Origin of the sequence: Amycolatopsis umgeniensis (genome assembly GCF_014205155.1) — a bacterium.
In the GTDB taxonomy this organism is placed as follows: domain Bacteria; phylum Actinomycetota; class Actinomycetes; order Mycobacteriales; family Pseudonocardiaceae; genus Amycolatopsis; species Amycolatopsis umgeniensis.
In genome coordinates, this window is the sequence record NZ_JACHMX010000001.1 from 8,472,405 (window position 1) to 8,498,351 (window position 25,947).

General features: G+C 67.8%; 22 protein-coding genes and 1 pseudogene. 11 read left to right on the forward strand and 12 right to left on the reverse strand.

Features of this window, described 5'->3' with window-relative positions; all coding sequences use genetic code 11:
* Positions 1-1,362 precede the first annotated feature (1,362 nt).
* Positions 1,363-2,385, forward strand: a complete 1,023-nt coding sequence (locus tag HDA45_RS38605) for an LLM class flavin-dependent oxidoreductase (RefSeq protein ID WP_184903930.1) — start codon at positions 1,363-1,365, stop codon at positions 2,383-2,385.
* A 79-nt stretch (positions 2,386-2,464) separates the two neighbouring features.
* On the forward strand, positions 2,465-3,112 hold the full coding sequence (locus HDA45_RS38610) for a S1 family peptidase (protein ID WP_184903931.1): 648 nt from the start codon (positions 2,465-2,467) through the stop codon (positions 3,110-3,112).
* Here HDA45_RS38610 and HDA45_RS38615 read toward each other — a convergent pair.
* Positions 3,109-4,473, reverse strand: coding sequence for a hypothetical protein (locus HDA45_RS38615; protein WP_184903933.1), 1,365 nt, complete (start codon positions 4,471-4,473; stop codon positions 3,109-3,111). The two genes, HDA45_RS38610 and HDA45_RS38615, sit on opposite strands and share 4 nt — an antisense overlap.
* A gap of 56 nt (positions 4,474-4,529) precedes the next feature.
* Positions 4,530-4,874 carry a hypothetical protein gene (locus HDA45_RS38620; RefSeq protein ID WP_184903935.1) on the reverse strand — a complete coding sequence of 115 codons (345 nt, stop codon included), beginning with the start codon at positions 4,872-4,874 and terminating at the stop codon, positions 4,530-4,532.
* 101 nt (positions 4,875-4,975) lie between these two features.
* Here HDA45_RS38620 and HDA45_RS38625 point away from each other — a divergent pair, with 101 nt between their 5' ends.
* The 4 genes from HDA45_RS38625 to HDA45_RS38640 all read left to right on the forward strand — a co-directional run bounded on the left by HDA45_RS38625 (position 4,976) and on the right by HDA45_RS38640 (position 10,357).
* Positions 4,976-6,160, forward strand: a complete 1,185-nt coding sequence (locus HDA45_RS38625) for an acyl-CoA dehydrogenase family protein (RefSeq protein WP_184903937.1) — start codon at positions 4,976-4,978, stop codon at positions 6,158-6,160.
* 23 nt (positions 6,161-6,183) lie between these two features.
* On the forward strand, positions 6,184-7,023 hold the full coding sequence (locus tag HDA45_RS38630; protein WP_184903939.1) for an LLM class F420-dependent oxidoreductase: 840 nt from the start codon (positions 6,184-6,186) through the stop codon (positions 7,021-7,023).
* 117 nt (positions 7,024-7,140) lie between these two features.
* Entirely contained in the window at positions 7,141-8,769 is a 1,629-nt protein-coding gene (locus tag HDA45_RS38635) for a GMC family oxidoreductase (protein WP_184903941.1), read from the forward strand.
* 13 nt (positions 8,770-8,782) lie between these two features.
* Positions 8,783-10,357, forward strand: coding sequence for a succinic semialdehyde dehydrogenase (locus tag HDA45_RS38640; RefSeq protein ID WP_184903943.1), 1,575 nt, complete (start codon positions 8,783-8,785; stop codon positions 10,355-10,357).
* Here the strand turns inward: HDA45_RS38640 and HDA45_RS38645 are convergent.
* The gene (locus HDA45_RS38645; protein WP_184903945.1) at positions 10,354-11,634 is read right to left on the reverse strand and encodes an MFS transporter; all 1,281 of its coding nucleotides are present in this window, start codon (positions 11,632-11,634) and stop codon (positions 10,354-10,356) included. The genes HDA45_RS38640 and HDA45_RS38645 overlap by 4 nt on opposite strands.
* Complete coding sequence (locus HDA45_RS38650; protein ID WP_184903947.1) at positions 11,631-13,292, reverse strand: amidohydrolase; 1,662 nt, start codon at positions 13,290-13,292, stop codon at positions 11,631-11,633. The genes HDA45_RS38645 and HDA45_RS38650 overlap by 4 nt, the downstream gene beginning before the upstream one ends.
* A gap of 210 nt (positions 13,293-13,502) precedes the next feature.
* Here HDA45_RS38650 and HDA45_RS38655 point away from each other — a divergent pair, with 210 nt between their 5' ends.
* Positions 13,503-14,408: an AsnC family transcriptional regulator gene (locus tag HDA45_RS38655; protein WP_184903949.1), complete on the forward strand. Its 906-nt coding sequence runs from the start codon at positions 13,503-13,505 to the stop codon at positions 14,406-14,408.
* A gap of 219 nt (positions 14,409-14,627) precedes the next feature.
* Here HDA45_RS38655 and HDA45_RS38660 read toward each other — a convergent pair whose 3' ends face one another.
* From HDA45_RS38660 to HDA45_RS38670, 3 genes are read right to left on the reverse strand one after another with little or no spacing between them, the layout of a single operon-like run.
* Positions 14,628-16,166 (reverse strand): AMP-binding protein, encoded by a 1,539-nt coding sequence (locus HDA45_RS38660; RefSeq protein ID WP_184903951.1) that lies wholly within the window; start codon positions 16,164-16,166, stop codon positions 14,628-14,630.
* Between the two features lie 16 nt (positions 16,167-16,182).
* Entirely contained in the window at positions 16,183-17,310 is a 1,128-nt protein-coding gene (locus tag HDA45_RS38665) for a DUF5938 domain-containing protein (RefSeq protein ID WP_184903953.1), read from the reverse strand.
* A 26-nt stretch (positions 17,311-17,336) separates the two neighbouring features.
* Positions 17,337-18,140, reverse strand: coding sequence for an SDR family NAD(P)-dependent oxidoreductase (locus HDA45_RS38670; protein WP_184903955.1), 804 nt, complete (start codon positions 18,138-18,140; stop codon positions 17,337-17,339).
* A 164-nt stretch (positions 18,141-18,304) separates the two neighbouring features.
* Between HDA45_RS38670 and HDA45_RS38675 the strand changes: the two genes are divergently transcribed.
* Positions 18,305-18,928, forward strand: coding sequence for a TetR family transcriptional regulator (locus tag HDA45_RS38675; RefSeq protein WP_184903957.1), 624 nt, complete (start codon positions 18,305-18,307; stop codon positions 18,926-18,928).
* A gap of 41 nt (positions 18,929-18,969) precedes the next feature.
* Positions 18,970-19,272 carry a DUF1905 domain-containing protein gene (locus HDA45_RS38680; RefSeq protein ID WP_184903959.1) on the forward strand — a complete coding sequence of 101 codons (303 nt, stop codon included), beginning with the start codon at positions 18,970-18,972 and terminating at the stop codon, positions 19,270-19,272.
* A 181-nt stretch (positions 19,273-19,453) separates the two neighbouring features.
* Here the strand turns inward: HDA45_RS38680 and HDA45_RS38685 are convergent, their stop codons facing one another.
* From HDA45_RS38685 to HDA45_RS38700, 4 genes are read right to left on the reverse strand one after another with little or no spacing between them, the layout of a single operon-like run.
* A complete protein-coding gene (locus HDA45_RS38685; RefSeq protein ID WP_221471351.1) occupies positions 19,454-19,708 on the reverse strand; it encodes a hypothetical protein in 255 nt (84 codons plus the stop codon).
* Between the two features lie 10 nt (positions 19,709-19,718).
* On the reverse strand, positions 19,719-19,919 hold the full coding sequence (locus tag HDA45_RS38690; protein ID WP_184903963.1) for a ferredoxin: 201 nt from the start codon (positions 19,917-19,919) through the stop codon (positions 19,719-19,721).
* Complete coding sequence (locus tag HDA45_RS38695) at positions 19,916-20,590, reverse strand: TetR/AcrR family transcriptional regulator (protein ID WP_184903965.1); 675 nt, start codon at positions 20,588-20,590, stop codon at positions 19,916-19,918. The genes HDA45_RS38690 and HDA45_RS38695 overlap by 4 nt, the downstream gene beginning before the upstream one ends.
* A 5-nt stretch (positions 20,591-20,595) precedes the next feature.
* Positions 20,596-21,798: a cytochrome P450 gene (locus HDA45_RS38700; RefSeq protein ID WP_184903967.1), complete on the reverse strand. Its 1,203-nt coding sequence runs from the start codon at positions 21,796-21,798 to the stop codon at positions 20,596-20,598.
* Positions 21,799-21,915: 117 nt separating this feature from the next.
* On the opposite strand from HDA45_RS38700, the pseudogene HDA45_RS38705 reads away from it, so the two are divergent.
* Positions 21,916-23,367 (forward strand): annotated as a pseudogene (locus HDA45_RS38705) (MFS transporter); the annotation flags it as partial.
* On the opposite strand, the gene HDA45_RS38710 reads toward HDA45_RS38705, so the two are convergent.
* Positions 23,279-25,309, reverse strand: coding sequence for an MMPL family transporter (locus tag HDA45_RS38710; RefSeq protein WP_184903969.1), 2,031 nt, complete (start codon positions 25,307-25,309; stop codon positions 23,279-23,281). The pseudogene HDA45_RS38705 and the gene HDA45_RS38710 sit on opposite strands and share 89 nt — an antisense overlap.
* A 106-nt stretch (positions 25,310-25,415) precedes the next feature.
* Here HDA45_RS38710 and HDA45_RS38715 point away from each other — a divergent pair, with 106 nt between their 5' ends.
* Positions 25,416-25,901, forward strand: a complete 486-nt coding sequence (locus HDA45_RS38715) for a MarR family winged helix-turn-helix transcriptional regulator (protein ID WP_184903971.1) — start codon at positions 25,416-25,418, stop codon at positions 25,899-25,901.
* Positions 25,902-25,947 lie beyond the last annotated feature (46 nt).

Below are 25,947 nucleotides of genomic sequence, written 5' to 3' on the forward strand. Positions count from 1 at the left end.
TGAGTTGGCCAGATTGGGGTAATGTACCCTCATGGGCGTCTACTGGAGCCCTTATTTTAGCACTTGCAACATTTGTTCGTACAAATCACGAAAAGAAACGCGAACAGGTGGATAGCTTTTCAATTTGGACAACGCTAAAGATTTCTGTCTTAGAAGACGGTCCTGAAAAAGGGAAGTATCTCGAACCCGAGGTGATAATAAAGAATGACTCAAAGAAACACCTTCGGATTACTCAGGTGGGGTATTCTGCTAATTGCCTATGGCAGATTCCTGACCCGAGCGGGATTGCTTATGAAGCCCTTACTGATACGCGACTCAGAGTGCAGGAAGGACGACGATTCTCCTGGGTTCAAGACCTGAAGTCGCTTAAGCCAGAGGAAGAGCGAACCGTGCCACTAGGCGGGCTAATGCTGGAGACCCCACCGCAGGAAGACGCAAGAATTCACTATGAGGCGCAGATAAAGATCGAGTTTGTTCACTTGGTTGACCACATTGGTCGAAGATGGCAGGTAGTCCCCGACGGAAAAGCTCTACCGAAACGCGCATACTGGTTTCGATTCTACCGCGCACAGTGGAAGATTCCCCGACCAGACCATCCGTGGCATACGCGAATGTCAAAGACCTTCGCGCACGCGCTAATGAATCGACGCGCAAAAGATCCCAATTCATCAAGTCCTCTCGGAGTGCGGTATCACCTTCCCAACTCAGGCGGCGCATCAATCTTCGTCATTACCGAAAGAACTCCACCGGCATCAAATGATTGAGAATCGAAGAAATTATTTAGCTTTGCTAGCAACAGTGCCACCAGCAGAGGTAGGGCGCGCAAGCAATGTCTCGTTCTCTGCGTGGCATAACACCGCGTCGACACGCGGCAGCAGGCGTTCATTGTGGACCCACACGGACTGTACAAGATGTTCGACGGCACAGCGCCGAATATCCCGCCCAGGTCCACCGCCACCGCGCGCCGTGGCCGAGTCCGGTATGCCAACTAATCACCTTGACGCTCTTGTCGAAGGGTCGGACCTACTGCGCGAAGGTCATCGTCGAACACCGATGCCCGGACTGCTTTACCGCCGACAATCCCGATGTGGCAGATGCGGCGGTTCACGTGAGTGTGAGCGCCGTCCGACTGGTGCACAAGGCTCGCCGAACCGCTTCTGGGCCTTACCTTGCACTCCCGCCGGTCACGAGACCAACTGCAAGCGTGTGGTTAGTGAGCAACTCGCCCCTCGGACACACGCGTTAACCCTACGGGGTGAGCGGATGGTCAACCAGACCATCCGCTCTTTTGCGTTACAGGACTGGTCACGCCGCGCGGCTCGGTGGGGGAATCAAACTCGGTCACCCAGCGCTTACACGGGCGTGAAGAAGATTGGTTTCCTCTCGTTCGGCCACTGGTCGGCGAGTGCGCACTCCGTGACCCGGTCCGCCGCCGACTTCCTGCATCAGTCGATCGACCTGGCCGTCGCGGCCGAGGAGCTCGGCGTGGACGGGGCGTACTTCCGCGTGCATCACTTCGCGCGGCAGGCGGGCAGTCCGTTCCCGTTGCTGTCGGCGATCGGTGCCCGGACCTCGAAGATCGAGATCGGTACCGGCGTGATCGACATGCGGTACGAGAACCCGATGTACATGGCCGAGGACGCCGGCGCCGCCGACCTCATTTCGCGCGGCAGGCTTCAGCTCGGGGTCAGCCGGGGGTCTCCGGAGCAGGTGATCGACGGCTGGCGGTACTTCGGGTACGGCCCGGCGGAGGGGGAGACGGCCGCGGACATGGCCCGGCAGCGCACCGAGGTCTTCCTGAAGCTGCTTGACGGGGAGGGCTTCGCGCAGCCGAACCCGCGCCCGATGTTCGCGAACCCGCCTGGGCTGCTCAGGCTCGAGCCGTACTCCGAGGGGTTGCGCGAGCGGATTTGGTGGGGTTCCAGTTCGAACGCGACCGGGGTGTGGGCCGCCAAGCTGGGCATGAACCTGCAGAGCTCCACGCTCAAGGACGACGAGACGGGTGAGCCGCTGCACGTCCAGCAGCGCAAGCAGATCGAGGCTTATCGCGAAGCGTGGAAGGAGGCCGGCCATGCACGCGAGCCGCGGGTGTCGGTCAGCCGCAGCATCTTCGCGCTGACCAACGATCTGGACCGTGCCTACTTCGGCCGCGATCGGGACTCGCGTGACCAGGTCGGCATGATCGACGAGACGACCAGGGCGATCTTCGGGCGTTCGTACGCCGCGGAGCCGGACGAGCTGGTGCGGGAACTCAAGGCGGACGAGGCGATCCAGGCCGCGGACACCCTGCTGCTGACCATTCCGAACCAGCTCGGTGTCGAGTACAACGCGCACGTGCTGGAGAGCATCCTCACGCATGTGGCACCGGAGCTCGGCTGGCGCTGAGAATGCGCGATTCGGCCGATGGGCAGGGATGCCGCGCCTGATTAGGATCAGGGCCATCCCCTGGCCAACGGAGGGTCGTATGAGACTGCTCGGCCTGGTCCTCGTCTTCTGCCTGATTTTGCCGCCGGTCGCGCAAGCAGCCGCTCCCGCCCCGCTCGGCGGCGGGAGTGTGCTGCAGACGGGGGCGTCGTCCCGGTGTACCGCGGGGTTCGCGGCGGTCTCGGGCACTGTCGGCTATCTGATCGCGAGTTCGGCCTGTGGCAAGCCGGGTGACACCATCCGCAGCGCGGGACGCGTGGTCGGGGTGGTCGCGGCGGCCCAGTTCCCGCCGACAGGCGCGATCGTCATCCGGGTGACCAACACGACCGACTGGCGGCTGGTGGCGTCGATCCCGCCCGTCGACAGCCGGGTGACGATCGGCGGCGCGGCCGAAGCCCCGGTCGGCGCCTCGGTGTGCAAGTACGGTTCGACCACCGGCTGGCGGTGCGGGACCATTCAGGCGAAGAACGTGTCGATCACCTTCCCCGAGGGTACTTTGACCGGCTTGACCCGCACCTCCGTCTGCGCGGAACCGGGTGACAACGGCGGGCCGTTCGTGAGTGGGAACCAGGCGCAGGGCGTGCTGATCGGTGGAAGCGGGAACTGCTCCACCAGCGGCACCACGTACTTCCTCCCGGTCAACCGTGTCCTGTCCGCCTACCGGCTGACGATCCTCGCCGGGAGCTAGAACGGCAGGAGCCGCGGGTACGGGGGAGGGGAGTGGCGCGTGAACGCGGGCGTGGTCGTCACCCGTGTTTCCCGGACGATGTCGAAGATCGTCTGGTACTGCGGCGCGAGCCTGCCGGCATCGGCGTTGAGGTCGCCTGAAGGCCAGTTTCCGCTGTCCAGTCGCCGCTCCAGGGTGCGCAGCGCGGTGATCTCTTCGGACGCGGTGAAGACACAGTGCCCGGCCCGGTTCACGAACAGCTGACGGAGGTTCCGCCGGTCGCCGACCCGGTCGGCGTAGGCGCGTTCGTGGGCCGCCGGCGCGGTGCCGTCCGCGACGGTGTGCATGGTCAGCACGGGGAACGGGGTGCGTCCCAGTGGCAGCCCGAACCGGGCGAGATAGGCGGCCGCGGCCGGATCCGGGGAGATGCGTGGCGCTTTCGCCAGCCTCTCGAGGTCGGCGCCGAGATCGAGCCCCGCCTCCGCGTAGGCCCGTTCCACCAGCGGACGCTCGCCGCCGTTCGCCAGGATCCGCCGGTAGTCGATTCCTGCGTTCCAGCTCGGGTTGCCGCCCGCGCGCTGTTCCAAGGCGACCCTGTCGACGCCGAACGCGCCGACGCGGTAGAAGCGATCCCAAGCGCCCTGCCAGAAAACCTGTTCAGCGACGTCCCGCGGCCTGGGCTGGGTGGCGTCCAGCCAGCCGGGGATCTCGGCCAGCGCGTTCGCCAGTGCGAGCCGGGCCCGGCCTTGGGGGTTCCCGTTGGCGGCCTGGACCACTTCGGTGAACCTGCTCGCGTTGGCCGCGGGGTCGGTGATCCGCACCAGGTGCAGCCGTGCGTCGAGCAGCGTGTTCAGCGCGAATCCGAGGTCGAGGCCGGAGTTCCAGTGCGCTTCCCCGCCCGCGAGGTTGCCGCAGAAGGTCATCAGCCCGCCGAACCGGCGCGGGTTTCGTTCGGCGAGCAGGGTCGCGGTGATGGCTCCCACCGATTCGCCCGCCGCGATCGTTCGGCGCGGCAGGCCGATCGTGCGGCCGAACCAGTCGTGCAACCGGACCTGGTCGGTCAGGGCCTCCTCGATCGACCAGCCTCGCACGGCGCGGAATTGGGACGCGGCCAGCGCGTAACCCTGCTCCAGCAAGTACGACTCGGTTGCGGGTTGTGAGGTCAGGGCGATCCGATCCGGCTCCGGATAGGCCAGCGAGTACATGCCGTGACTCCACAGCAGCAGTGTGCCGTTCCAGTTTTCCGGCACCAGTACCAGATATCGGGCGCCTTCGAGTTCGCCCTCGTATCTGGTGACCGGTCCGGCGGCCGAAGCGCTCGGAATCACCAGCCCCAGCAAGGTGACGAGGAGAACGAGAAAGGCCAGACCACGACGCGCCATGACGAATCACCCCGTCACCCATCTTTCCGGTGAACCGGGTGAAGTGTCCAGATCCGTTAGCTGAAAATGACCGAGCGCAGGAGAAGCCTGTCGGAACCGCGTCCACCGTTGGGGCGGAGCGAAAAGTAGGAGTCGCTCTTGCAGTCGTCGTCCTGGAACACCACGGCGGTCGAGTCGGTGTCGTTGCGTGGACGGAAAGCGTCGACGTCCCAGTCGGCTATTTCGGGGATCTCGATGCATTCGCCGCTGGGCGGATCGACCAGGACGCCGATCTGGATCTCTTCGTCCGCGTCGTAGTAACGGTAGGTGAATTCCCCTTCGGCGGCGGAGGCCACCGCCGGAATCGAAAAACACAGGGCGACGGCACTGGCGACGGCGAGAAAAGCGGTACGGGTGCGCATGAGACGACGTTAGGGCGGTGATCAAGTTCTCCGATAGGTCTCACCGCCAGGTCCACCCGAGGGAGTGGACCGATCGTGGCCGGTGATCGATAGTGAGGGGCATGTACACCGGTAACCCCGACGTCCCCGACGACGTCTTCGCGGACGTGCTCGGCCAGATCAACGACTTCGTGCGCACCCGCGTGATGCCTCGTGAGCTCGAGATCATGAACACGGACGCGATCCCCGCCGATCTGCGGACGCAGGCCGCGGAGATGGGGCTGTTCGGCTACGCGATCCCGCAGGAGTGGGGCGGCCTCGGGCTCGACCTGGTCCAGGATGTCGAGGTGGCGATGGCGCTGGGCTACACGTCGCTGTCGCTGCGGTCGATGTTCGGTACGAACAACGGCATCGCCGGGCAGGTCCTGGTCGGCTTCGGCACCGGAGAACAGCAGGCCCGGTGGCTCCCGGGGATCGCGTCGGGCGAGGTTGTCGCGTCGTTCGCGCTCACCGAGCCCGGCGCCGGGTCGAATCCGGCGGGTTTGCGGACCAGCGCCAAGCCGGACGGTGACGGCTGGATCCTCGACGGCGGCAAGCAGTTCATCACCAACGCCACCGAGGCCGGGCTGTTCGTGGTCTTCGCACGGACGAAGCCCGCGTCCGACTCCGGGACGGGGATCGCGGTGTTCCTCGTCCCCGCGGACGCGCCGGGCATCCAGGTCGGCGCGAAGGACGCGAAGATGGGGCAGGAGGGCTCGCGCACCGCGGATGTCACCTTCTCGCAGGTGCGTGTCGGCCCGGAGGCTTTGGTGGGTGGAGACGGCGACGTCGGCTACAAGGCGGCGATGACGTCGCTGGCCCGCGGACGGATCCACATGGCGGGCTTGGCCGTCGGGGCCGCGCAGCGGGCGCTCGACGAGTCTGTCGCCTACGCGGCCTCAGCGACCCAGGGTGGTACGCCGATCGGGGATTTCCAGCTGGTTCAGGCGATGCTCGCCGATCAGCAGACCGGTGTCCTCGCCGGACGCGCGCTCGCCCGCGAGGCCGCGCGGCTTTACGTGACCGGTGAGGATCGCCGGATCGCGCCGTCGGCGGCGAAGCTGTTCTGCACCGAGATGGCGGGCAAGACCGCGGATCTCGCGGTGCAGGTCCACGGCGGATCCGGCTACATGCGCGAAGTCGCGGTCGAGCGTATTTATCGCGACGTCCGGCTCATGCGGCTTTACGAAGGGACCAGCGAGATCCAGCGCCTGATCATCGGCGGCGGTCTGGTGCGCGCCGCGAAGAAAGCGGGCGCCCCTGGATGAACTCCAGGTTTACGATCAAGATCATGCGATTCGCCATCAAGACTTCACCGCAGGACACCGTTTGGTCCGACATGCTCGCCGTCTGGCAGGCCGCGGACGAGATCGAACTCTTCGAATCCGGCTGGACCTTCGATCACTTCTATCCCATTTTTTCGGATTCGACCGGTCCGTGCCTGGAAGGGTGGGTGACGCTCACCGCGCTCGCGCAGGCCACGAAGCGGCTCCGGCTGGGCACGCTGGTCAGCGGGATCCATTACCGCCACCCCGCGCTGCTCGCGAACATGGCCGCGACGCTCGACATCGTTTCCGGCGGCCGACTGGAGATCGGGATCGGCGCGGGCTGGAACGAAGAGGAGTCCGGCGCGTACGGCATGGAGCTCGGCACGATCAAGGAGCGGAGCGACCGGTTCGAAGAGGGCTGCGAGGTCCTCGTCGGACTGCTGACCCAGGAGACCACCACGTTCCAAGGTGAGCACTACCAGCTCACCGACGCCCGCTGTGAACCGAAGGGCGTGCAGAAGCCGCATCCGCCGATCTGCATCGGTGGCAGCGGCGAGAAGCGGACCCTGCGCACGGCCGCGAAGTACGCCCAGCACTGGAATTTCGTCGGCGGCACGCCGGAGGAGTTCGCTCACAAACGCGAGGTGCTGCACCGCCACTGCGCCGACATCGGCCGGGATCCGAGCGAGATCACCTTGTCCTCGCACGTCCGTCTCGGCGCGGACGGTGACTACGCGAAGGTCGCCGCGGATGCCGAAGCCCTCGGCGAAGCGGGCCTCGACCTGGCGATCATCTACCTGCCGCCGCCGCACACGCCCGCCGTTCTGGAGCCGCTGGCGAAGGCGCTCGAGCCGCTGCGCTGACCTCTCGGAGGCCGGCCGGGGAGCGACGGCCCGTTGCGGAACCGGCCGGTCTCGCTATACGGTGACGGAACTAGAACAGGTTACAGTTCTGGACCGTGGGCGGACCGAGGAGCGGAAATGGCGAACAAGGCGCCGCGCGGCGACGAAGCCGACTACGTGGTCGTCGGATCGGGCAGCTCGGGGGCCGCGATCGCGGGCAGGCTGGCGGAGTCCGGTGCCAGCGTGATCGTGCTCGAGGCGGGTAAGAGCGACGAGAAGCTGCTCGTCAAGAAGCCGGGGCTGGTCGGCCCGATGCACGCGGTGCCGCAGCTCAAGAAGCCCTTCGACTGGGGCTACTACTCGGTGCCACAGAAACACGTTCTCGATCGGCGGATGCCGGTGCCGCGCGGCAAGGTGGTCGGCGGCTCCAGTTCCATCAACGGGATGGTCTACGTCCGCGGCAACCGCGCCAACTTCGACTCCTGGGCCGCCGAGGGCAACAAGGGCTGGGACGCCGACAGCGTCAACGCCGCGTACAAGCGCATGGAGGACTTCGAGGACGGCGAGAGCGACTTCCGGGGCGCGGGCGGGCCGATCCGGATCACCCGCAACAAGACCCCTCAGGAGGGCACGCTCCAGTTCCTCGAGGCGACCGCCGGCGCGATCGGCTGCGAGATCCTCGACGACTACAACGCCGAGTCGCAAGAGGGCGTCAGCCGGATGCAGCAGAACGCCGCCGACGGCCTGCGCTACAGCGCCTCACGCGGTTACATCCACCATCTCGCGCCCGCGACGCTGCAGGTCCAGTCCGGGGTGCTGGCGAAGAAGGTGCTCATCGAGAACGGCCGTGCCGTCGGCGTCGAGGTCGTCGACGCGGACGGGAGCCGTCGCACCCTGCGCGCCGGCAAGGAGGTCATCATCTCGGCGGGTTTCGTCGGCTCCGCGCAGCTGCTGATGCTGTCCGGGATCGGCCACGCCGAGCACCTGCGGGAGCACGGCATCGACGTGCTCGCGGATCTGCCGGTCGGTGACAACCTGCACGACCACATGTTCCACGCGCTCACGTTCCGCGCGTCGTCGAGCAAGAACAAAGGCACGCCGCCGTACTTCGCGACTGGTCTCGTCAGGGAGCTGATGCGGCCCGGCACGACCTTCCTGGCGAACTCGGTCTTCGAGGCCGTCGCCTTCCTCAAGACTTCCCAGGCCGCCGAGGTCCCGGACCTCCAGTTGCACCTCCTGCCGTGGGCGTACGTGACGCCCAACCAGGACGCGCCGATCCGGCACGACGTCGACAAGCGGCCCGCGCTCACCGTGCTGACCACGCTGATCTACCCGAAGAGCCGCGGCACGCTGCGCCTCGCATCGGCCGACCCCATGGCGGCGCCGCTCATCGACTTCCAGTACCTGTCCGACCCCGGCGACCTCGAAGTGCTCGGCGAGGGTTCGGAGATGGTCCGCGAGATCTTCGCCTCGGGGGCGTTCAACGGCTCGATCAAGGAAGAACTCCACCCGGGCAAGGCGCTACGGGGCCAGGAGTTGCGTGACGCGATCCTGAACCGCGCGACCTCGGTGTACCACGGCGTCGGCACCTGCCGGATGGGCGTCGACGAACTCGCGGTGGTCGGACCCGACCTCAAGGTCCGCGGTATCGAGGGCCTGCGGGTCTGCGACGCCTCGATCATGCCGTCGATCACCGGCGGCAACACCAACGCGCCCGCCATCATGATCGGCGAGATGGGCGCGCAGCTCGTCCTTTCGGACAACTGACGGAAAGAGGGCCATGACCGTCACACCGCTCGCGCTCACCCGTCCGGCGTCGGTGACCGACGCGTTCCTGCGACGGCTCGTGGCCCGGGTGCCGGGCTCGTCCGGCGCGACCTGGAAGCTCACCGAGGTCTACACCGGCGAGGTGCTGGTCGAGCTGCCCCAGTCGACACCCGCCGACATCGAGCAGGCCTTCACCACCGCGCGCGCCGCGCAGGAGCAGTGGGCCGCCACACCGCTCAAACGGCGGCTGGAGGTGTTCAAGCGGGCGCACACGCTCTTCGTCGACAAGGCGCCGATCGTCACCGACCTCATCCAGGTCGAGAGCGGCAAGAACCGCCGGATGGCGATCGAGGAGACCTGCGACCCGGCGATGGTGATGAGCCATTACCTCACGCGGGCCGCCAAACTGCTGGCGCCGACCAAACGCGGCGGCCCGGTCCCGTTCCTGACGACGTCGACGGAGGTCCGGCAGCCCAAAGGCGTCGTCGGGATCATCGCGCCGTGGAATTTCCCTTTCGCCACCGGCATTTCCGACGCCATCCCGGCGTTGATGGCCGGGAACGCGGTGGTGCTGAAACCGGACAACAAGACGGCCCTTTCCCCGCTCTACGGCGTCGAGATGCTGGAGGAGGCGGGTCTGCCGAAGGGCCTCTTCCAGGTGGTGTGCGGTGAGGGCCCGGACGTCGGCCCCACGCTCATCGACCAGGCGAACTACGTGATGTTCACCGGTTCCACGGCCACCGGGCGGGTGATCGGCGAACAGGCGGGCCGGAACCTCATCGGCTGCTGTCTCGAACTCGGCGGCAAGAACCCGATGATCGTGCTCGAAGACGCCGCTCTGGACGAGGCCGTGCAGGGCGCGATCTTCGGGGCGTTCGGCAACACGGGGCAGATCTGCATGCACATCGAGCGGATCTACCTGCCGGAATCCCGCTACGACGAGTTCAAGAACGCGTACGTGGCCAAGACCGAGGCCCTCGACGTCCGCGCCGCCTACGACTTCGGCCCCGACATGGGCTCGCTCGTCTCACCGGACCATCTGAGCCGGGTCAAGTCCCACGTCGACGACGCCGTGGCCAAGGGGGCGACAGTCCTTTGTGGAGGAAAGCCCCGGCCGGACCTCGGCCCGGCGTTCTTCGAACCGACGATCCTCGAAGGTGTCACGAAGGACATGCTCTGCGGCGTCACCGAAACCTTCGGACCCGTTGTCGCCCTGCACAAGTACCGCACCGTCGACGAGGCCGTCGCGCTCGCCAACGACACCGAATACGGCCTCAACGCCTCGGTCTGGGGCGGTGACGTCGGCGCCGCGCGTGCCGTGGCCTCGCGGATCGAGTCCGGCAACGTCAACATCAACGACATCCTGGCCACCGCCTACGCCGCCAAGGGAACACCGTCCGGCGGCGTCAAGAGTTCGGGCGTCGGCGCCCGCCACGGGGACCAGGGCCTGCTCAAGTACACCGACGTCAAGAACGTGGCTGTGCTCAAGAAACAGGTCATGGGTCCCCGCGGCGGTCAGACCTACGAGAAGTACGTCGAAGGGATGCTTTCCGGGCTGAAACTCATGCGGCGCCTCCGCATCCGCTAGACGTCATCGGTGTGCTGCGGCGCGGCCAGCACACAGGCGATGCTGAGCACGCACATGCCGATCAGCAGGCCGATCGCGGGCCAGACACTGCCCGTCGCCTGGAACAGCAGCGTCGACACGAGCGGTGAGAGACCGCCGAAGAGCGCGCCCGCCAGCTGGTAGGACAGCGAGATGCTCGTGTACCGCGCCCGCGGGCGGAACATCTGCGACAGGATGGCCGCGATCGGACTGTAGGTCGCGGTCATCGCCAGGCGCATCGCCACGAACGCCGCGATGATCAGCACCGCGTTCTTGGTCGAGAGCACCAGGAACTGCGGAGCCGCGAGCAGGGCGACGCCGACGAGACCGATGACGACCACCCGCACCCGGCCGAACCGATCGCCGAGCCAGGCCGCGCCGAAACTCACGATCAGCTCCACGAAGGCGGCGATGGTGAGCGCGTTGAGCACGAGCGATTCGGAGACCCCGACGGCGGGATCGGTCGCGTACGCCGTCGCGAAGGTGGTGACGAGGTAGTAGCCGCCGACCGCGACGGGCAGCACGCAGATGCCCAGCAGGATCGGCTTCCAGTTCGTCCGGACCGCGTACAGGAGGGGAACGCCGGTTTCTTCGGCGGTTTCCTCGAACACCGGTGACTCTTCGACCTTCAGGCGCACGACGAGCCCGACGCCGATGAGCAACACGGACGCGAAGAAGGGGATCCGCCAGCCCACCGTGCTGAGCCATTCGGTGCCACCGGTGCTCAGCAGGCTGAACAGGCCGGTGGCCAGCAACGCGCCCGCGGGATTCCCCGCCTGCGCGAAGGCGCCGTAGAAGGTCTTCTTGCCCGGTGGCGCGTGTTCGACGGCCATGAGCACGGCGCCGCCCCACTCGCCGCCGACGGCGAGCCCTTGGACGAACCTGAGCACCACGAGCAGGATGGGCGCCCACGTGCCGATCTGGGCGTAGCCGGGCAGGCAGCCGACCAGGAAGGTCGCCGCGCCCATCATGGTCAGGGTCACCACGAGCGCGGATTTGCGGCCCACCCGGTCACCGATGTGCCCGAACACGATGCCGCCGAGCGGCCTGGCGAAGAACCCGACGGCGTACGTCGCGAAGGCCGCCGCGACCCCTGTCAGCCTGTCGCCGGTCTCGGGGAAGAACACGGTGCCGAAGACCAGGCTGGCGGCCGTGGCGTAGACGTAGAAGTCGTACCACTCGATCGTGGTTCCGACGAAGGCCGCGAGCCCGGCCCGGCGGGCTCGGCGGAGTGAGTGCGTTTCGGTTTGGACGGTCATCGGGCCACCTCGCCGTCGATCCAGGTTTCCAGCACGCCGATGCCCGCGATCCGGTCCGGTTCGCAGGTGAGGGGATTCTCGCTCAGCAGCACGAAATCGGCGCGTTTGCCGGGGGTGATCGAGCCGAGGTCGCGTTCGCGGCCGAGCACCCGGGCGCCGGCGATCGTATGCGCGGCGACAGCCGACCGGACGTCGATCAACAGGTCGTCGCCGCCGAGCCGGTGGCCGCGCCGGGTCGTCCTGGTCACCGCGGTCTGGATGGCTTCGAGCGGGTTCGGTTCCGCGACCGGGGCGTCCGAGCTCAGCGTGACCGGCACGCCGGCCGCCTGGAATTCGCCGAGCGGGTTGAACCGCTCGCCGGGGGTGCCGACGGCGTCGGTGACGCCTTCGCCCCAGTTGTAGTAGTGCTGGGGCTGGTTGACCGGGTGGACGCCGAGCGCGGCCATCCGCTCGATCTGCGCCGGGGACGGCAGCCCGCAATGTTCGATGCGATGCCGCGCGTCGGGCCGGGGATTCCGTCGCTGCGCGTCCTCGATGGCATCGAGCACCATGGCGATCGCGTCGGGGGACTGGGCGTGGGTCGCGGTCTGAAGCCCGGCTTCGTGCGCCTTGCCGATGAGCGCGGAGTAGTCCTTCGGGTCGTGGTAGAGCTGCCCGGTGCGGCACGGGTCGCCGACGTAACCGTCCGGGAAGTAGGCGGTCCACCCGCCGAGGGTGCCGTCGGCGTAGAACTTGATCCCCGCGAACGCGAGGCGGGAGGTGCCGAAAGCGCCGTGCAGCCCCATTTCCAGGGTCTGGTCGAGCAGATGCGACAGCAGGTACATGTGCACCCGCGTCTTCAGCTGCCCGGCTTCGTCGAGCCGCAGGTACATGTCGAACTCGCGGCGCGTGACCTGGGCGTCGCCGATCGCGGTCACCCCGGCGGCGAGGAACTTCTCCTGTGCGGCGGCCAGCTGCCGGGCGTGCTCCTCCGGCTCGTCCTCGAGGTGGAAGTTCGGCCCGTGCCGTCCGACCTTCACGCCGGTGACCCCGGTGAGGATGTTGCACGCCGCGTCCGAGAGCTCCCCGGTGAGCTCGCCCCGCCCGTCCCGGAAGAACACCCCGCCGTCAGGATCCGGGGTGTCGCGGGTGATGCCGTTGCGCCGCAACGTGAAGCTGTTCACCACACCGCCGTGCCCGCTGGCGTTCATGAGGTAGACCTCGCGATCGTCGGCGACAGCGTCGAGCTCTTCCTTGCGGGGATGGCGTTTCTCGGCGAGGTTGCGGTGTTCGTAGCCGTACCCTCGGACGGGCCTGCCCGCCGGAGTATTCTCGGCCGCCTCACGCAGCAGCGCGACGATGCCGGGAATGGTCGATGCCCGCTCGGGACCGCAGTCCACCCAGGTCATCATCTGCCCGTACATCAGCGGATGCGCGTGCGGATCGACGAAGCCGGGCAGGAGCGTGCCCGGCAACCGCCGCACCTCCGGTTCGGGATGACCGAGACCGGCCGCGCGAGCGCGGCACTCGTCCACCGAGCCGACCGCGGCGATTTCCTCGCCGAACACGAGTACCGCTGCGGCGCCTTCGGTGGCGTCGTCGACGGTCACCAGCGCTTCGGGATGCAGGATCGTCGCGGTCGCGTCGAGGACTGAACGATCTAGGGGCAACTTGCGCATCGCGCGGACTCCTGGGATTCGGCGGTGAAGTGGGGCGAAGGTAAGCGAGAAGGACGGCCGCGCGCAATCAGATCGATCGTGTGCATACGGTTCGCGCGATCGATATGCGGCAGATCGAGCGCATAACGCTTTATCTCTGCTGCTCAGAGTGGCATTCGGCAAGTGATATGGTTCCGTTCGCCGTCGGAAATTCAGCAGAGGAGAATCGCCGTGGACGACGCGCTGGTCGCGGCTTTGCGCGCGGACGGCCGGATGAGCGTGGCCGATCTGGCCAAACGGGTCGGCGCGTCACGCTCGGCCGTCTCGGCCCGGCTGGAGCAGTTGAAGGCCGACGGTTCGCTCAACGTGGTCGCGGCGGTCCATCCCGAGTTCCTCGGCCTGACCGCGTACGCGCATCTCGCGATTCGCACTTCGGGCCGGTCTCAGGCGACGACGGACGCCATCGCCGCGCTCCCGGCCGCGGCGTTCGTCTCCGCGGTGAGCGGGGAGTACCAGACCGTCGCCGAGTTGCGCCTGCCCGACTCCCCGGAGCTTTACCGCACGGTGGCGGACATCCGGGGACTGCCGGAGGTGGAACAGGTCAACACCCTCGTCTACGTGGACGTGGTCAAAGGCCTGTTCATGCCTGGCCGTCCTTTGCCGCCCTGGCTTCGGCTGGACGACCGCGATCTCGCGATCATGCTGCGGCTGCAGGCCGACGGGCGGGAGAGTTTCGCGCGGACCGCGGAGCACGTCGGGCTGTCGCCGTCGGCCACCCGCACCCGCGTGCGCTACCTCGTCGAGCAGGATGTCATCCGGATCGCGCCGGTGCTCAGCCGCGCCCGCCCGGACGCCGGCCTGGTCTGCGGGATCGGCCTGAACGTGCGGGGCGCCGGGGACTCCGTGACAGCGGCTCTCGCCGCACGTGAGGACACCGAGTTCCTCGCCAGGACCATCGGCCGGTTCGACGTCGTCGCCACCATCGCGGCGCAATCCGCCCGCGACCTCGACAGGACACTCGAGGAGATCAGTGGCAGGCCCGACGTGGTGACCGCGGAAACGTGGGTCCACCTCCGCATCGCCAAGGAACGTTACGAGTGGCCCTTGCCGACGGCGGAAGAGCTGGCGGGTCGTTAGGCGGGTCGGGCGGGTCGTGAGTGGGCTGCGGGTGTGTTGCGAAAGTGGCTTTCACAACGGTGAAGGTTGTGAAAGTGGCGTTCGCAACGCTTGCCCGTGGCTGGACGTGCGGGTCGGGTGGGAACCGGAATACCCGTCTTGACGATGTAGGAATCGGGACGTCGAGTGTCCCGATTCCTACATCCTCCACGCCTTACCACTCACGACCCGCCCTACCGCTCACGAGTCGTTGTCCAGCAGGGCTTTCCGGATCTCGGTCTTGAGCACCTTGCCGATCTTGGACCGGGGGAGATCCGGCCAGATCAGGATCTCCTTGGGTGTTTTGATGCTGCCCAGCCGCTCCTTGACCGTGGCGCGGAGTTCTTCGGCGGCGGCGCTCTTGCCTGTGTGCAGCTGGACCACGGCGGTGATCTGCTCGCCCCATTTCTCGTGCGGCAGGCCGATCACGGCGCAGTCTTGCACCGCTTCATGAGCCATGAGCGCCTGTTCGACCTCGGCCGAGTAGACGTTGAAGCCGCCGGTGATGATCATGTCCTTGGCGCGGTCGACGATGGAAAGGTAGTGATCCTCGTCGAGGTACCCGATGTCGCCCGTGTGATGCCAGCCGTGCGCGCTCGCTTCCGCCGTCGCGGCGGGGTTCTTGTAGTAGCCGGGCATCACCAGAGAACCGCGGACGACGATCTCGCCGCGTTCGCCCGGCGGCAGGATCTCGCCCTTTTCGGACATGATCGCGACCTGGGTGAGCGGTGTCGGTCTTCCCGCGGAGGTGAACCGTTCCGTGGCAAGGGAACCGTCGGCGTGGACGTGGTCGGCCGGGGAGAGGGTGGAGATCATCATGGGGGCTTCGCTCTGCCCGAACAGCTGCCCGAAGACCGGGCCGATCCGGGTGATCGCTTCGGCGAGTTTGGTGGCCGACATGGGTGCGGCGCCGTACCAAAGGCATTGCAGCGACGAAAGATCGGCGCCGTCGAGCGCCGGATTGTCGAGCAGGAGGTAGATCAGCGTCGGTGGGAGGAAGGTGTGCGTGATCCGGCGGCGTTCCGTCAAGGTGATGAAGGAGCCGAGGTCGGGCGAGGGCATGACCACGATCTCGCCGCCGAGCGTCATGACCGGGAAGCAGAGCACGCCCGCCGCGTGCGTCAGCGGCGCGAGCGCCAGGTAGCGCGGCCGACCGGTGAACGGGTAGCTCATCAGCGTGAGCGCCGACATCGTCTCGACATTGGTGCCGCTGAGCATCACCGCCTTGGGGCGACCGGTGGTGCCTCCGGTGCCGACGAGCATGACCAGGTCGTCCGGCGGGGTCTCCTCCCACGGTTCGGTGCCGGCGCCGTCGAGCCAGTCGGAAAACGGGACGGCGCCGGGCATCGAGCCGTCGAGACAGACCACGGTGGTCAGCTTCGGCAGGTCGGGAAGCATCTTGGAGACGAGCGGTGCGAAGGACTCCTGCACCAGAAGGCAGGTGCAGTCGAACAGGTCGAGCAGTTCCCTGTTCTCGGCAGCCTCGTTGCGCGGGTTGACCGGGCACCACACGGCGCCGGACCGGCTGATGCCGAAAACGCAACCGAACGACAGGGGATCGTTCCCGGACAGGATCGCCACCTTGTCACCGGGCCCGACGCCGGACCGGGCGAGCGCCCGGCCCACCCGCCACGACAGTTCCCGTACGTCGCCGTAGCTCAGGGACTCGTCGCCCATGGTGAGGCAGGGTGCCGCCGGATCGAGTGAAGCGCCCTTGTCGAGGTAGTCGGTCAGTCGCACGCGCTCGTCCTTCCGATCAGCTGTGAACGGTCATGACCGGATTCGAAACCAGCCCGAAGGCCCGCAGCACGCCGAGCAGTTCTCGGTGTCCGAAAGCCTGGCACCCGGACGCGAAGCCGACCCGCTTCGGTGGCTGCTGAAGCAGCGAATACGCGCCGTAGGCCTGCATCAGCCCGGTCTGCTTGTAGTTGCAGGTGCCGTGGATGACACAGTGCGCGCGGCCGAGTGGACCCGAAGCGTGGACCGAATCCAGCGAGGTGTTGAGCCGCTGGTTCTCGCGCGGCGGCATCTCGTCGCGGACGGCGGCGGCCTGCTCCGCCAGCACACGGAGTTTTTCGTCCAGTGGCAGGTCTTTCACCTGCTCCAGCACCGCCGCGACGATCTGCGGGACGCCCTGCATGAGTGCGCGATCGAAGACGCCGCCGACGGCCTTGACGTTGGCCACGCGGGCGTCGTTCTTGAACCAGACCGGATGCGACGTGCCGCCCCAGGGCAGGGCCAACCCGGTTTCGTGATGGCCGGGCACCGTGACGTCCTGCAAACCGCCGTCCGCGGGCCAGGGCAGGTACTCGTTCTGCTCGAGGTAGTACGCGGCCGACAGCGCGGCGTTGACCAGGATGGTCTTCGTCGAAGCGACCGTGGGATAACCCTTCCAGAACACCAGGATGTCCAAAGTGTCCAGTCCGGGGGTCTCCAGGCACAGGTTGGCCGCGATCTCGCCGGTGGTGTACATCTGTGCGATGCCGGGGGAGAGCAGAAGACCCTTCTCCGCCATCTGCGCGCCGTAGCGTTCCTCGGCGTCGATCAGCCAGTCCTGTTCGCCGGTGGTGTCGAGGTAGTGCGTTCCGGTGCGCAGGCAGGCTTCGACGACCTCGTGGCCGTACTCGCTGAACGGGCCGACGGTGTTGCACACGACCTTGGCGTCGCGGAAGAGTTCGGTGAGCGCTTCGACGTCGTGCGAGACCTCGACGACCTCGTGGTCGATGGTGTCGAGGCCGGGAACGCCGTCGATCGCTTCCTGGAGGCGGGCCTTGTCCCGGCCGGCGGCGATGAACGGGACGTTGTACTCGCGCAGGTACTCGCAGATCAGCCGTCCGGTGTAGCCGGAGGCGCCGTAGACCACGACGGGTTTGGGGCTGCTCATGGTGATTCCTTTCGATTCGTCCGAGGTCACATGCCCATGCCGCCGTCGACCGGGAGTCCGGCCCCGGTGATGAAGCGAGCCGCGTCGGAGGCGAGGAACACGACGGCGTCGGCCATGTCCGCGACCTCGCCGAGCCGTCCTGCCGGGGTCTGCGCGACGACGGCGCCGATGGCGTCCTCGACGCTGGGGAACAGGCCGACCTCGACGACGTCCTGGGCGAGCTGGTTCCCCATCTGGGTGGGTACGAGACCGGGGTAGACGCAGTTGACGCGTACGCCGTAGCCGAGCTTCCCGGCCTCCATCGCGGCCACCCTGGTGAGACGGTCGACGGCCGACTTCGTCGCCGAATAGCCCGCGATACCGGGGAAGGCGATGGTCGCGGCCACCGAGGCGATGTTCACGACGGCGCCACCGGCGCCCGCGGGACCGCCTGGCCGCATCGCGCGGAAGGCGTGCTTCACCCCGAGGGCGGTGCCCAGCACGTTGACGTCGAGCATCTTGCGCACGTCGGCGGGGTCCAGTTCGGCGACGAGCCCGGTGATCTCGACACCGGCGTTGTTCACCACGATGTCCAGCCCGCCGAGTTCGCCGATGACCGCGGTGATCGCCTGTTCCCAGCTCCGCTCGTCGGTGACGTCCAGCCGGACGAAGCCCGCCGCGGCGCCTTTCTGCTTGATCTGGTCGGCGGTGGCACGCCCGAGATCCTCCTGGACGTCGCCGATGACCACCGAGGCGCCTGCCAGGGCGAGCGCTTCGGCCATCCCGGCTCCCAGGCCCTGCGCTCCGCCCGTGACCAGGGCTTTCCGGCCCGAAAGGTCGTACGAACCCATGGACTTCTCCTCCTTGAGACGGTCCGCGGTTGCGGTGTGGGTCACATCCTGAGCCAGTTTTGGACAGTCGTCAAGATTTTCTTGGACAGATGTCAAGATTTCCGCGACGCTAGACTGTGGGCCCCGCGGCAGGCGCGGACTCCCGGACCGGACAGGAACTCGTGGTGACCGAGACGAGCGAGCGGATCGCACGCCGGAGCGTGGACAAGTTCGCGCAGCGCCGCGCGGAACTGGCGGAATCCACGCTGCAGGCGCTGTCCGAACTGGGGTACGCCAGGACGAGCCTGCGGGAGATCGCGCAGAAGTCGAACTTCTCGCACGGAGTGCTGCACTACTACTTCACCGACAAGGTGGAACTGCTGACCTACGCGGTCCGCAAATTCGAAGAAGTGTGTGTGACCCGCTACGACGAGGCCGTCGCCGCCGCGCGGTCGGCCGACGAACTCAAGCAGGGCTTCGGCTCCGCGATGGCGGGCACGCTGCGAGCGGACGCCACGATGCATCGGCTGTGGTACGACCTGCGGAACCAGAGTCTGTTCGAGTCGGCGTTCCGCGCGGACGTCCTCGAAATCGACACCCAGCGGCAGGCGATGATCTGGCGGGTCGTCGAGCGCTACGCCGAACTCGCCGCCGCGTCCCCGGTCGTGACGCGGCAAATCGCGTACGCCGCCTTCGACGGGGTGTTCCAGCAGGCGCTGCTGCATCATCTCGCCGGCGAAGAGGGCGCGAGCGATGATCTCGCTCAGGACGCCGGGGCGCTGCTCGGGCGGTTGGTGACCGGCGGCTGACGACCCGCGGAACTGTCGGTCCCCTGTGCGACCCTGCGTGGATGATCGTCGTGTTCGATGCCGAACTCTGGGTGTGGGACGCCCGCCGCGGGGAGACCTGGACCTTCGTCAGCCTGCCCGCTGACATTTCCGAGGAGATCCGTGAGATCACGGATGGCCCGCGCCGGGGGTTCGGCGCGGTCCGTGTCCAGGTCGGCATCGGCGGCAGCAGATGGAAGACGTCGATCTTCCCGGATTCGAAGCGGGGCGCCTATGTGCTGCCGGTCAAGAAAGCGGTCCGCAAGGCCGAAGGGCTCGAGGAGGGTGATTCAGCGAAGGTGACGGTCGAACTGATCGACCTCTGAGCGCCGGCTGGGAGACCGCGCGCGGAACTCCGCCGCAGGTCCACCACGGGCTGAAGGGAACCTTCCCCGCGTCTCACGCGGTGAAGGGCGCTTTACCCCCATGCCACGCGGTGAAAGGCCCCTTCGGCCCAGGTTCGGGCTTCGCGTCCCTATCCGGCGCTGATCCCGGCGAGGCGGGACGCTACTCCTCGGTGAGTTCGGCCAGCTGATCCGCGGCGGCCTGGTTGCCGCGTTCGGCCAGCCGCCGCAACTCGTCCAGCGCACCGAGTTCGGTCGCCGTTTCGATCAGCTGGTCCGCGGCGTCGCTGCTGCCGCCGTCGGCCAGTCGCCGGAGCTCGTCCAGGTCGCCGCGTTCACCCGCGAGTTCGATCAGTTCGTCGACGGCGTCCCGATCCCCGGCCGCGGCGCGCTTCCGCAACTCGTCCAGCTCGCTCATGGTCACCAGGTTACGGGCGTTCGTTCACCGTGATGGCGGCGCCGGGGCAGACGCTCGCCGCTTCGCGGGCGACGTCGTGCAGTCCGGGGCCGGGCGTTTCCTCCAGCAGGAGCACGATGCCGTCTTCCTCGCGCTGGTCGAACACGTCGGGCGCGAGCAGCACGCAGGTTCCGGCGCCGCAGCACCTGTCCTGGTCGACGGTGATCTTCATGGTCGTTTTCCTCCGTCCGGGCCGGGGGTGGCCGGTGCCAGCCAGATCCCGGCGAGTGCGTCGATGAGCCCGGTCGCGGCGTCCTGCCAGGTCGACCGGGGAGTGGGGGTGCCCTCGGCGAGGGCGCGTTCGCGTTCGGCGACCATGTGGACCAGCAACTGCCGGGCCATGTCGCCGCGTTCGGCGCGGACGTCGGCGGGCAGCTCGGGCAGGCAGCGGTGCAGCCCTTCGACGATCCGCACCAGTGACGGTGACGTCAGCGATTCCTCGACCATGATCGGGCGGAGCGCGGGGTCGGTCATCACCTGCGCGCCGAAGCGCGCGAACCACGTGGGACTGCCGATCGTCGCCAGATGCTCGGCGACCGGGGTGACCAGGCAGCCGATCCAGTCCCGCAGTTCCGTGCTTTCGCCGATGCCTGCCAGCATCCGGCGGCGGATCTCTTCGATCTGCCCCGAATGCCGCCGCGCGATCGCGCGGACCAGATCGGCCTTGGTGCCGAAGTGGTAGCCGACAGCGGTGTTGTTGCCCTGCCCCGCCGCCTCGCTGACCTGGCGGTTGGACACCGCGAACACGCCGTGTTCGGCGAACAGGCGCTCCGCGGCGGTCAGGATCAGTTCCCGCGTCGCGTGCGCGCGTTCGGCGCGGGCACCGGTGATCTCACTCGTCATGGGCATCACCATCGCACGGGCAGTTCCCGTAGTCCGCCGACGGCGAGCCCTTCGACCTTGCGCAGGTCCGCGGCCTCGACGGCGAGTTCCAGCGTGGGCAGTTTCTCCAGCAGGACACCGAGGACGACCTGCAGTTCGGTGCGGGCGAGCGGCTGTCCCAGACACGCGTGCGCCCCGGCGCCGAACGCGAGATGCGGGTTCGGGCTGCGCTCGAGCGTCATGTCGGCCGCTGCCTCGAACGCTGTCTCGTCACGGTTGGCCGAGGCCATGCTGCACAGCGCGGTGGTTCCGGCGGGCAAGAGCGTTCCGCCGACTTCGAAGTCCTCGGTGAGGTAGCGCGACATCCCGATACCCGCGTTCGCGTCCATGCGCAGGGATTCCTCGACGGCGGTGCGGATCAGGGACCGGTCCTCGAGCAGCGCCTCCCAGCGGCTCCGGTCCTCCAGCAGCATCGCCACCATCTTGGCGATCATGTTCGCGGTGGTCTCGTGCCCGGCGATCAGCAGGCCGATCCCGGTGGCGACGAGCAGCGCGTCCGACCAGCGCTCGCCGTCGACGTCGGTGTCGGCGATGAGCGCGCTCAGGATGTCCTCGCCCGGCTCGGCTCGTTTGTCCGCGATGTGCCCGCCCATGTACCGGCCGAATTCCGCCTGCGCGACGTCGAACTCCGCCTGCGTGTAGCGGGTCATGCTGAGCATCACGTCGGACCAGTGGGCGAACCGTTCCCGGTCGGTGTCCGGGACGCCGAGCATGTCGCAGATGACCCACACCGGCAGCGGAAAGGCCAGGCCCGCCTTGAGATCCGCGGGTTCGCCCTTCGCGACCATCTCGTCGATCAGCTGGACGGCCATCGCCTCCATCCGGGGCCGCAGCGCGTTCATCCGCTTGACGGTGAACCATTTGCCGAGCATCCGGCGCCACTTCAGATGCGCTTCGCCGTGCTGGGGGATGACGCCTGCCATCTCGCTGTTGAAAACCCCGCCCGATTCGGTGTCCGCAACCCGCGCCGCGTTGTCCGAGGGGGTCGGCCTGGTGAACCGCGGATCGGACAGGACCCGTTTGACGTCCGCGTAGCGAGTGATCAGCGCCGCCTCGTCCCCGCTGGCGAGCGTGACCTTGGCGACCGGGCACTTCGAGCGGAATTCGGCCCATTCGGCCGGCGGCGCCAGTGCCGCCTCGGTCGGGAACGGGAAGCTCGGCAGCGTCATCGACGGCTCCTTCGGCGTGGTGGTGGCGTGACGCACACAGTGCCCGGACTGTTGGTATAAGTCAATCAACTGACTTAAGTTGGTTCCGTTTGCTCCCGCTCTCCCCGGAGGCCCCGTATGACTCAGCCCGTGCCGCGCCCTCAAGTGGTCGTGGTGGTGCTAGCGCTGGGCGGGATCGTGGTCTCGCTGATGCAGACCCTGGTCATCCCGCTGATCCCGAAACTGCCGGAACTCTTGGACGCGTCGGCCGCCGACGCCACCTGGGTCATCACGGCCACGTTGCTCGCGAGCGCCGTCGCGACGCCGGTCGTGGGCAGGCTCGGCGACATGTACGGGAAGCGGCGGATGCTGCTGCTCAGCCTCGGCATGCTGATCGCGGGTTCGGTCGTCGCCGGGCTCAGCGACACGCTGGTGCCGATGGTCGCCGGCCGGGTGCTGCAAGGTTTCGCGGCCGGGGTGATCCCGCTCGGGATCAGCATCATGCGTGACGAACTCCCGGCCGAAAGGCTCGCTTCGGCGACCGCGACGATGAGCGCGTCACTCGGTGTCGGTGGCGCCCTCGGCCTGCCCGCGGCCGCGTTGCTCGCCGAGAACGCCGACTGGCATCTGCTGTTCTGGACCGCGGCCGCGCTCGGGGTCATCGTGACCGCGCTCGTGGTCGCGTTCGTGCCCGAATCGAGCGTGCGCACCGGCGGCCGGTTCGATCTCGTCGGCGCGGCGGGACTCTCCACCGCGTTGGTCTGCCTGTTGCTGGCGATCTCGAAGGGCGCGCAGTGGGGTTGGGGGAGCGGCCGGACGCTGGGGCTGTTCGCCGCGGCCGCGGCGATTCTGCTGCTCTGGGGCTGGTACGAACTGCGCTCGGCCCGCCCGCTGGTGGACCTGCGGACGACTGTCCGGCGTCAGGTCCTGCTGACGAACCTGACGTCGATCGTGTTCGCGTTCGCCATGTTCGCGCAGTCGCTGGTACTGCCACAGATCCTGCAGTTGCCCGCCGCGACCGGCTACGGACTGGGGCAGACCATGCTCGTCACCGGTCTGGTGCTGGTGCCGTCCGGTGTCGTGATGATGCTGACCGCCCCGCTGTCCGCGCGGATCACGAAGGCTCGCGGCGCCAAGGTGACGCTCATGCTCGGCGCACTCGTGGTCGCCGCCGGCTACGGACTCGGCACCGTCCTGATGGCGAGCGTGTGGCATCTCGTACTGGTTTCCGCCACGATCGGCGCGGGGATCGGGCTCGCTTACGGCTCGATGCCCGCGCTGATCATGGGCGCGGTCCCGGTGTCGGAGACGGCGGCCGCCAACAGTCTCAACACCTTGATGCGCGCGATCGGCACCTCGGTCTCCAGCGCCGTCGCGGGCGTGATCCTCGCTCAGCTGACCGTCTCTTTCGGGCCCGTGCAGGTGCCGTCCCAGGGCGGATTCCGGTTGATCATGGGACTCGGCTCCGCGACGGCGCTCCTCGCACTGGCGATCGCCGCGTTCATCCCAGGTCTGACTTCGCCAGCTTCGACGGCCACCAGATCTTCCGTCCGACATCCACCGCCAGCGCCGGTACCAGCAACGAGCGCACCAGAAGCGTATCGAGCAGAACGCCGAACGCGACGATGAACGCCAGCTGAGCGAGGAAGAGGATGGGCAGGACGGCCAGCGCGGCGAAGGTCGCGGCGAGTACGACGCCCGCGGACGTGATCACCCCGCCGGTGACACGCAGTCCGCGCAGCGTCCCGTCGCGCGTGCCGATCCTTCCCGCCTCTTCGCGGACCCGGGTCATCAGGAAGATGTTGTAGTCGATCCCCAGTGCGACAAGGAAGACGAAGCCGAACAACGGGACGACCGGATCGGCGCCGGGGAAGTCGAAGACGTGGTTGAACACCAGCGCCGAGACACCCATCGTCGCGGCGAAGGACAGCACCACCGTGCCGATCAGCAGCAGCGGCGCGAGCAGTGAGCGCAGCAGCAGGGCGAGCACGAGGAAGATCACGACCAGGACGATCGGGATGATCACCATGCGGTCGTGCTCGGATGTCTCCCTGGTGTCGAGCAGGGTCGCCGTCGGTCCGCCGACCTTGGTGCCGTCGACGGGATGGACGGCCGCGCGGAGTCGTTCGACCGTCGCGACGGCGGCGTCGGAGTCCGGGGGGTCGGCCAGTACCGCGTCGATCTTGGCCAGCCCGCCCGCTTCGCCACTCTGCCGGACCTCCGAAACGCCGGGGACACGCGACAACGCGGTGACAGCTTGAGCTTGGCCTGCTGGAGTGATGATCACGGTGGGGGAGCCGGAACCGCCGGGGAAGTAGCGCGACAGAACTTCCTGCCCCGCGACGGAATCGACCGGGGTGAGGAAGACGTCGGACTGCGCGGTGCCGGAAGCCTTGAGCTGCGGGAGGAACGCGCCGCCCGCGAGCAGGACGACGGTCGTCACGATCCAGACCGTGCGCGGCGCGCGAGAGATCCAGCCCGCGACGCGGCCCCAGAGTCCGCCGGTCTCCTCCTTCGGCGGGGCGACCGCCGGCCGGAAGGGCCAGAAGGCGTTGCGGCCGCACAGCGCGAGGACGGCGGGCAGGAACGTGATGGTCGTGAGGAAGGCGGCGCCGATGCCGATGGCGGCGACCGGGCCGAGTCCCTTGTTGGAGTTCAGGTCGCTGAACAGCAGGCAGAGGACGCCGAGGATCACGGTCCCGGCCGACGCCGCGATCGGTTCGATGGTCGAGCGCCAGGCGGTGCGGAGCGCGGCGCGGGCGTCGTCGGACGTCCGGAGTTCTTCGCGATAGCGCGAAATCATCAGGAGCGCGTAGTCCGTGGCGGCGCCGAAGACGAGGATGAACAGGATTCCCTGACTCTGTCCGTTCAGGGCCAGCACGTCGTTGTCCGCGAGCAGGTACACCGCGAGACTCGCCGACCCCAGCGCGAACACGGCCGACAGCAGGACGAGCAGGGGGAGCAGCGGGCTCCGGTAGACGATGATCAGGATCAGCGCGACCACCGCGCCCGCGACCAGCAGTAGCAGTCCGTCGATCCCGCCGAAGGCCTCCTTGAGGTCGGCGACCTGCGCGGCGGGGCCGGTCACGAGCACTTTCAACCCGTCGGGTGTGTCACGAGCGAGCGCGTCACGCAGTGCCTCGACGCCGTCCCCGGGGTCGCTCGTGGCATCCAGGAGCACGACGACCTGCGCACCCGCGTTGCTCTCCGGCGCCGGGATGAGCCGCGCGTTCGACGTCCGGTCGGCGAGGAACCGCTTGTCGCCGTCGGTCAGCCCCGAAGGCCGCTCGGCGACGACGATCGCGGGGATGACGGCGGCGCTGGAGAACTGCTTCTGGAGCTCGCCGACCTCGGTCGCCTCGGCCGAAGCGGGCAGAAAACTGCTGCTGTCGTTCTCCGTGACCTGGCTCAGCTTGCCGGCGTACGGGCCGCTGAACCCGCCGAAGATCAGCCAGGCGACCGCGACGAGCGCGGGCAGCAGCCACCGCAGACGTGACCGCGTGCGGGCGGGGCGTTCGACTTCCGAGATCATGAACGGATGGCTCCTGTGACAAGGCTATTTCGACGAGTGAATAGTTCGACCATCGAAATAGTAGAGTGGTCACCCGGACGGGGCAACGGGAGGGGAGGTTTCGGACATGGCCAAGGGCGCTGAAGACGACGTCGAAGAGGTCACGGACGCTTTGCTCGTCCTCCTGCTGCGGCAGCTGACCGTCGAGTCGGACCGGTTCGCCGAGATGTTCGGTGAGGCGCACGGCCTGCACCGGACCGACCTCAACGCGCTCGCGGTGATCATGGACGCGGCCAGGATGGGGACCCCCATGAGCCCGAGCAGGCTCGCGAGCGCGCTGCACCTGAGCGCGTCCGCGACGACGTCGGTGCTGGACAGGCTCGAGCGCGCCGGGCACCTCTACCGGGACCGGAGCGCGACCGACCGGCGCAAGGTCGAGTTGCGGATGCACGATCAGGCGCGGCGGATCGGCGCCGAGTTCTTCCTGCCGCTCGGTGCGAGCTTCTCCGCGGCGTGGCGGGTCCTGGGGGAGGACGAGCGGCGGACGGTCGCCCGGTTTCTCCGGAGCAGCATCGCCGCGACCGTCGAGGTCCGGGGGCGGCTCGCTCCCTGACGGGTCACTCGGACTGCGCTTCTCGCATTCCCCGGGAACACTCGGG

What these genes read in the sequence shown, in the direction of transcription:
- HDA45_RS38610 (WP_184903931.1), top strand. Translation starts at nt 2,465, where the DNA reads ATGAGACTGCTCGGCCTGGTCCTCGTCTTCTGCCTGATTTTGCCGCCG.
- HDA45_RS38615 (WP_184903933.1), bottom strand. Translation starts at nt 4,473, where the DNA reads ATGGCGCGTCGTGGTCTGGCCTTTCTCGTTCTCCTCGTCACCTTGCTG.
- HDA45_RS38620 (WP_184903935.1), bottom strand. Translation starts at nt 4,874, where the DNA reads ATGCGCACCCGTACCGCTTTTCTCGCCGTCGCCAGTGCCGTCGCCCTG.
- HDA45_RS38625 (WP_184903937.1), top strand. Translation starts at nt 4,976, where the DNA reads ATGTACACCGGTAACCCCGACGTCCCCGACGACGTCTTCGCGGACGTG.
- HDA45_RS38630 (WP_184903939.1), top strand. Translation starts at nt 6,184, where the DNA reads ATGCGATTCGCCATCAAGACTTCACCGCAGGACACCGTTTGGTCCGAC.
- HDA45_RS38635 (WP_184903941.1), top strand. Translation starts at nt 7,141, where the DNA reads ATGGCGAACAAGGCGCCGCGCGGCGACGAAGCCGACTACGTGGTCGTC.
- HDA45_RS38640 (WP_184903943.1), top strand. Translation starts at nt 8,783, where the DNA reads ATGACCGTCACACCGCTCGCGCTCACCCGTCCGGCGTCGGTGACCGAC.
- HDA45_RS38645 (WP_184903945.1), bottom strand. Translation starts at nt 11,634, where the DNA reads ATGACCGTCCAAACCGAAACGCACTCACTCCGCCGAGCCCGCCGGGCC.
- HDA45_RS38650 (WP_184903947.1), bottom strand. Translation starts at nt 13,292, where the DNA reads ATGCGCAAGTTGCCCCTAGATCGTTCAGTCCTCGACGCGACCGCGACG.
- HDA45_RS38665 (WP_184903953.1), bottom strand. Translation starts at nt 17,310, where the DNA reads ATGAGCAGCCCCAAACCCGTCGTGGTCTACGGCGCCTCCGGCTACACC.
- HDA45_RS38670 (WP_184903955.1), bottom strand. Translation starts at nt 18,140, where the DNA reads ATGGGTTCGTACGACCTTTCGGGCCGGAAAGCCCTGGTCACGGGCGGA.
- HDA45_RS38680 (WP_184903959.1), top strand. Translation starts at nt 18,970, where the DNA reads ATGATCGTCGTGTTCGATGCCGAACTCTGGGTGTGGGACGCCCGCCGC.
- HDA45_RS38685 (WP_221471351.1), bottom strand. Translation starts at nt 19,708, where the DNA reads ATGAGCGAGCTGGACGAGTTGCGGAAGCGCGCCGCGGCCGGGGATCGG.
- HDA45_RS38690 (WP_184903963.1), bottom strand. Translation starts at nt 19,919, where the DNA reads ATGAAGATCACCGTCGACCAGGACAGGTGCTGCGGCGCCGGAACCTGC.
- HDA45_RS38695 (WP_184903965.1), bottom strand. Translation starts at nt 20,590, where the DNA reads ATGACGAGTGAGATCACCGGTGCCCGCGCCGAACGCGCGCACGCGACG.
- HDA45_RS38700 (WP_184903967.1), bottom strand. Translation starts at nt 21,798, where the DNA reads ATGACGCTGCCGAGCTTCCCGTTCCCGACCGAGGCGGCACTGGCGCCG.
- HDA45_RS38710 (WP_184903969.1), bottom strand. Translation starts at nt 25,309, where the DNA reads ATGATCTCGGAAGTCGAACGCCCCGCCCGCACGCGGTCACGTCTGCGG.
- HDA45_RS38715 (WP_184903971.1), top strand. Translation starts at nt 25,416, where the DNA reads ATGGCCAAGGGCGCTGAAGACGACGTCGAAGAGGTCACGGACGCTTTG.